At 67.2% G+C, this 6,116-nt stretch carries 5 protein-coding genes; all 5 read right to left on the bottom strand.

Annotated elements, in window-relative coordinates:
• Positions 1-306 precede the first annotated feature (306 nt).
• Entirely contained in the window at positions 307-1,044 is a 738-nt protein-coding gene (locus EET03_RS31990) for a hypothetical protein (protein ID WP_244232524.1), read from the bottom strand.
• Positions 1,045-1,122: 78 nt separating this feature from the next.
• A complete protein-coding gene (locus tag EET03_RS25140) occupies positions 1,123-3,216 on the bottom strand; it encodes an ATP-binding protein (protein ID WP_244232523.1) in 2,094 nt (697 codons plus the stop codon).
• A gap of 225 nt (positions 3,217-3,441) precedes the next feature.
• Positions 3,442-3,780 carry a DUF2304 domain-containing protein gene (locus EET03_RS25135; RefSeq protein ID WP_063469246.1) on the bottom strand — a complete coding sequence of 113 codons (339 nt, stop codon included), beginning with the start codon at positions 3,778-3,780 and terminating at the stop codon, positions 3,442-3,444.
• A complete protein-coding gene (locus EET03_RS25130; protein ID WP_099193802.1) occupies positions 3,777-4,472 on the bottom strand; it encodes a glycosyltransferase family 2 protein in 696 nt (231 codons plus the stop codon). The genes EET03_RS25135 and EET03_RS25130 overlap by 4 nt, the downstream gene beginning before the upstream one ends.
• A 35-nt stretch (positions 4,473-4,507) precedes the next feature.
• Entirely contained in the window at positions 4,508-5,791 is a 1,284-nt protein-coding gene (locus EET03_RS25125; protein ID WP_099193801.1) for a polysaccharide biosynthesis protein, read from the bottom strand.
• Positions 5,792-6,116: the final 325 nt, after the last annotated feature.

Here is a 6,116-nt window from a genome sequence, read left to right as displayed (position 1 = left end):
ATACAGTTCGGTCAGGAGGGCATCGAGGTCTGTCTTCATAACTGTCCATCGGTGCCCTCCAACCACATCCTTCACAAGCCGACACGCCGAGAGTGCAACCACTGCGGCGCCGCTCGGCGTGTCGCCGCCGCCAGTACACACTCGGCGCAGCCGATGCACACTCCGCGCGCAGTTGGGAATTACTCATCTAGGCGATGCCGGCGTTCGCCGCGCGCGGGCGTCGGCCGCTGGCCCTAGGGTGCCGGGACGGTGTGCGGCAGGTCTTGACGAAACATGAAATGCGCATGTGCGGACCGTTTGGCCTGGTCAGCGCGTCATGCGGGGGGAATTGACGAACCGGTGCAGGCTCGACCGAGCCCGAGCTACCATGGCGGCGCTGTCGCTGACTGAGACGCGGTGTGCCTCGAATCGATTCGCGCCCAAACGGTCGACCAGGATCTCCAATTGTTCGTCGCGCAATCGCGACGGCATGCCCGCCTTGATAAACGCGCAGTGAAGGAAGGCGGCATCGTCGTCAGCGCCCAATCGGACCAACAATCGGGTGATGTACCGCAGCGCCGCCCCTTGCTCGAACCAGTCACCGACCCGGTCCCAGTGGTCGAGCACCTCGATGAACATCCGCGCCGCCTCGATGGGATCCCCGTGCACGGCGCGGGTCGCTGCGGCCGACATCAATGCGGTGCCGCTGTGCCAGAAGTTCTGCACCGCCGCAGCCAGCTGCGCCGCCTGGTCGAACAGGGCCGTCGCGCGCACCGGCTCCGATCTCTTGAGCAGGTAGCCAAGGGCAAAGTAGGCCATCGACCGTGCTGTCGGGTTGCCGGTGCTGTCGGCGAGCGTCACCGCCTCCTCCGCGGCGGGCAGGCCGTAGTCCGGTTTGCCCAGCGCGCCCGAACAGATCGCAACCTCATACAGCGTCCACACCAGCCGGATCGGGTCGACATCAGCGCGGGCGCGCATTACCTCGCCTTCCCAGTAATCCAGAGCCCACTGCGAATCGCCCTCAAAGAAGATGACGTCGGCCAGCACATCTGCCGGATATGCCACCCGTGCGGTACCGGGGCCGGGCACCCGCCCCTGGGCGAGTTCCGCCAGCGACCGCGCATGGGCATAGTCGCCGTGGGCTCAGGCGCCGCGTGCCGCCACCCCGACGGCCGTGGCGAACAACGGATGCTCGGGTTGGGTGACCGTGATCAGGCGTTCGGCCCACTCGGCCATTTCGTAGCCGATGCGTAGTCCGAGAAGCTCGGGTAGTGCCGCGACCAGACGAAGGGCAAGGTCGGTGTCGGTGTCGGCCATCGCGCGCTCGAACGCGGCGCGAAGGTTGTCGTAATCCGGGATCATCCGCTCGACCCAGTCCTGCTCCTGGCTATCGTGCAGTCCGGTTGCGGCGCGCTCGGCCAGTTCGGTGTAGTAAGCCGCATGCCGAGCGGCATATGTATCGGTGAGTCCGGCCTCGCGCAGGTGCTCGCGGCCGAAGGCCCGAAGGGTTTCCAGGACGCCGTAGCGAGTCCGGTCGGTGACGCTGCGCACCACCACCATCGACTTGTCGACCAGACCGGCGAGCAGGTCTAGCGTGTCCTCTGCGACGTCGCCGTCGGAGCCGCACACGCCGTGCGCGGCATCCAGGTCGAAGCTCCCGGCGAAGACGGAGAGCCGCACAAACAGCGCTTGTTCAGCCTGGGTGAGTAGCTGATACGACCAGTCGATCGCGGCGGACATGCTTTGCTGGCGCGGCAGGCTATCCCGCGCACCGCCACGCAACACACCAAGAGTGTCCAGACGCCGTATTACGTCGGTACTGCTCATCATCCGCATGCGGGCCGCCGCCAGCTCCACTGCCAGCGGTAGGCAATCCACCAGCCGGCAGATCTCCGCGACCGCGCCTTCCGGCTGATCTTGCAGCTGAAAATCCGGCCGGCCCGCTCGGGCTCTGTCAGCAAACAAGTGGGTGGCATCGTCGACGGTCAGCGGTGGAACGACCACAATCCGCTCGCCATCGATCGCAAGTGGTTGGCGACTGGTCGCCAGCACCCCCACTTTCGGGCAGTGCTGGATGATCCGCGCCAGCAGTTTGGCGACCGCTTCCACGACATGCTCGCAGTTGTCGACGACCAGAAGTACTTCGCGGGCCCGCAGGTATTCGATCACCGATTCTTCGATGCCCAACCCCTGCTGTTGCTGCAGATGCAAGGCTGTCGCAATGGTGTGGCTGACCGCTGCGCCATGCTGTAGCGGCGCCAGTTCACAGATGGCTGCACCCTCACTGAAACGGTCTTGCTCGCGCCGCGCGACCTCCAACGCAAGCCGGGTCTTGCCGACGCCGCCGACTCCGGTCAACGTCACCAGCGGACCTTCGGCCATCGACTCGATCACGCGCGCCACTTCGTGTTTGTGGCCGACGAAGCTGGTCGCTCGCCGCAGCAGCGCCGAATGCGGCCGATCCGGCACCACCAGGTGGGGCGTCGGCGCGCGGCCCGGCGGTTGCTCGTCGCCGGAAAGAATTTGCTGATGCACCTGGTCCAGCGACGCGCCCGGATCGACGCCGAGCTCGTCGGCAAGTCGTTGCCGCATCTGCCGGTAGGTGTCCAGCGCATCCGCCTGTCGGCCACTGCGGTACTGGGCCAGCATCAGCTGTCCGGCCAGGCGTTCGTCGAGCGGGTGAGCGGCATGGGCCGCGGTGAGTTCCACCAGCACCTCGCTGTGGCGTCCCACGTGGAGTGCGACGTCGTTGCGGTCCAACACCACCGACAGCCGCTCGCCCAACAGCATGCTGCGCAGGTTGTTGATCCATGGTGTGTCCAGCGCGGGAAACGGCTCGCCACGCCAGCTGCTCAGGGCGCGTTCGAACAGGTCCGCGGCTTGCAGCGGCTCCTGGCAGCCCCGAGCTTGACGCACCACATGCCGGAACCGATGCAGGTCCACCGACAGTGCGTCGGTGCTCAGCACATATCCGCCCGGCTCGCGGGCAAGCGCCACGCCCGGGGTATCCGAAAACAAATTCCGCAGTCGAGACACGTACCCGGCCAACGAGTTTCGAGCGTGGTGCGGCGGATGATCCGACCACACGTGATCAACCAAATGGTCCACCGCAATCGGGTGGTTGACGTCGACCAGCAACGCGACCAGTACGCAGCGCTGCCGCGCGTGACCGATGTCGAGCCGCTGCCCGTCGACGTGCACCGCGACGTCGCCGAGCAAACAGAACTCGACTGACATTCAGTGCACCTTCTCCCCGTGCCCGCGGCGTACCCGCGCCGGGCAACATCAGAGGCGAACGCCGGCAACTCCCGGTGACTTCAAGACGAAGTCGAAGCGCCCGCGAAACACCTGGACTTGAGCCGCAATGTACACCCAGCAGGGCGGTGAAGCCGACGAATTGACGACGCCGTTAGGTGAGGCTGAACCCGCCGAACTGCTGAATCCGCCGGTGCTGCGTTGCAGTCACGCCTGCGGTGCTCGAGCGCCCTCGAGCGCGACGGCCCGGGCCAACCGTGCGTAGCGCAACTCCAGGTCCTTGAACCGCATATAGGTGCTCAGGGTGGTGAAACTGAACGCCATGATCAGCGCGTAGAGCATCAGGTCGGTGCCGCGGCGCACCCCGAACCAGTGTGCGACCACCGTCGTGTCGTCCGGCCGCAGCACCGCGTAGACGCCGCCCAGCACGAACAACACGTACCCCACTTTGACCCACGCCCGCGAGCGCGCGCTGCGGCGCGACCGCAGCAGATACACCAGCAGGACGACGATCGACCCGATCAGCAGCACCTGGATCCAGTTCAACGCCGTATCCTTCCTCGCAAGAACCCGTCGAAAATGATGTTGACGCCGTTGAGCAGCGGCTGGCCCTTGGACCTCGAATACTCGGTGTAGAGCACCTCGACGGGCTCTTCGGCTACCCGCCAATGGTTTTCGGCGATCAACATGATGAATTCGGTGGCGTGGCTCATGCCGCTCATGGTGAAGTTCAGGCCGTCGGCCACCGTCTTGTTGAACACCCGCAGCCCGTTGTTGGTATCGGTCAGGCCGAGCCGCCGTCCTCGTCGGCTCAACCGCGCCGCGGTCTGCAGCACGAGTCGCTTCAGCAGCGGTGGACGGTTGGTGACGGAGCCGCAGAACCGCGTCCCGATCACCACGTCCACGTCACCGGCGGACAGCCGGTCGATCATGGTGGCCACGTCCTTGACGCGGTGCTGGCCGTCGGCGTCGAACGTGGCGAACACCTGTGCGCCGGGCTGGCTGCGGGCGTACTCGACGCCGGTCTGGATGGCCGCGCCCTGGCCCAGGTTGACCGGATGGCGCACCAGGTGGGCCCCGGCCCTCAGGGCGATGTCCCCGGTGCCGTCGGTGCTGCCGTCGTCGACGCAGACGACGTGGTCGAAGACGGACCGCACATCGGCAATTACGTCGCCGATCACAGCGGCTTCGTTGAAGGCGGGGATGACGATCCAGACGTCGGAGTAATGCGAGGTCATTTAAGTCCACAAGGTACACGTTGGGTCTGCACTGATCATCGGCTACGCGCCAGCGCCGCCAGATGAACACCGATGCCCATCAGCGGGCCACACAACAATGCGACGACCGTGCGGGTCTCCAGCGGCGCCGGCAACAACAGCAACAGGCCCGAGGCCACCGTCGCGCCGACCCAGCCCAGGGAATACGCCCGGTGCAGTGCGGCCGCCACCGCCGCGGCACCGGTGAGCGTGAGCATGGCGATCGCCACCGCGGCGGCCGTCAGCCAGGCCAGCAGCGCGCCGCTGGCCTGGTACTGCGCTCCGAACAGGGCGCGCAGCAGCCACGGGCCTACCACCCCGGCCGCCAGCACCCCGATCGCGCCGATGCCGCTGATCACCGCCGCCGGCGACAGCAACGCGCGCACCCGGTGAGTGCTTTCGTCGACGAAATGGGCGATGAGATTTCCCTGCATGGCCGTCAGCGGCACCAGTAGCGGGGCCCGGGTCAACGTCACCGCCAGGATGACGACGCCGCCCCGGGCGCCCAGCTCGTCGGAGGTCAGCTTCAGCAGCACCGGAAAACCCATCACCAGGATCGCGCTGGCACCTGCCGCGGTGATCGAATGAGCCGCGCCCCGCAGGAACGTGGCGGTGCTGCCGGGTGTGAGCAAGCGTGCGGTAACCAGCGTGGTCGGCGACGCCGCCAGCATGATCAGCCAGGCCACCGAGCCGGCCACGGTGGCCCACAGGAAGCCGACCAGACCCCATCCGACGACGAAGGTGCCCGCGGCCACCGCCACCCGGATGACCGCGTCGGTCACCATCAACGCCCCGTACTGGGTCCACCGGTTCGTCCCGGCCAGCATGCCCATCAGCGTGGCGTGCAGGCAGAATCCGGCCAGCCCGACGCTGAGCAGTCCCACCGACAGCCACCGCGCCTCGACGAACATCCGCCCGCTCCACAGCGGCGCGCTCCCGGCGATCACGACGGCTGCGGTGACGCCGACCAGTGCGGCGGCCCGCAGCGGATGAATCCGACCGCCGTCCGGCAATACGTCCAGGTACTGCATCGACCGGACTTCCCGGGTGGTTTCTTGCAGCAATCCGAAGGCAGCCCCGGTGACCAACCCGAAAGCGCCCCAGAACACCCCGAAGACCGAGAAGCCGCTCGGGGCGAGATTGCGGGCGGCCAAGTAGATCACCGCGTAGCCGCACAGCCCGGTGACGGCGGTGGCTATGCCGACCCGCGCGACGCTGCCGCGGGTGATCGGCCCCCCAGGGGCAGGGGCCGTGCCCGCGGTACCGCCGACGTCGGTCACCGTGGCCGCATTAACGGCCAACCGACCCGATGCGTGCCACGTTCGCACATACTAGGCGGGCCGGGCGCCCGCGTTCGTGAGGCTGGTTAGGCCCTGCCTTATCCGATACCGGTACGCGGGATCACACTCGGGCGCGCCTGCACCACATGCGGATTAGCGCCCCCACGGCCCATCATCGCGGCGGGCATCCCTGCGCCGGCACCACCGGCACCCATCGGCATGGGCATCATCGGCATTCCCGCCCGCTGCCACCAGCGGCAGCCGCTAATTCCGCCGCCGTGGGCACCCCACCCAACCCCGCCAGCACGGCACTCGACATCCCCTTGGGCATCGACCCCTCCCAGGT

Source organism: Mycobacterium innocens (assembly GCF_900566055.1).
Classification (GTDB): Bacteria; Actinomycetota; Actinomycetes; order Mycobacteriales; family Mycobacteriaceae; genus Mycobacterium; species Mycobacterium innocens.
The sequence above is the reverse complement of the archived record's forward strand: the minus strand, read 5'-3'. Positions and strand labels throughout refer to the sequence as shown.